The sequence below is a fragment of the Planococcus sp. RAB007_Raresut genome (genome assembly GCF_057369535.1).
Genome location: NZ_JBXYIF010000081.1, coordinates 1 through 289 on the forward strand (window position 1 = coordinate 1; position 289 = coordinate 289).

A 289-nucleotide genomic window follows, 5' to 3' on the forward strand; every position below is an offset into this window, starting at 1 on the left:
ACGACTTTTGTGACGAGGTCGGTCACCACGTTTAAATCGTGGGTGACGAGGACGAACGTACAAGTCGTATGTTCACGAAGCATATGCAAGACTTCATAAAAATCTTGTAAGTGCTTTTGGTCCACACCGACGGTCGGCTCATCGAGAATCAATAGATCAGGTTGGTTGACCATCGCTCGGGCGATAAAGACGCGCTGTTGTTGTCCTCCGGATAGATCTCCAATTTTCCGATGACGATACTGCCACATGTTGACTGTTTGTAACGCATTTTGAATCGCTGCCTGGTCTT

1 protein-coding gene is annotated in these 289 nt (G+C 47.4%); it reads right to left on the reverse strand.

Annotation, left to right across the window (positions count from 1 at the left end; genetic code table 11):
* Positions 1 to 289: ATP-binding cassette domain-containing protein (locus AC2Q9J_RS17825; RefSeq protein WP_499042006.1), on the reverse strand; the 289-nt coding region annotated here is incomplete at both ends.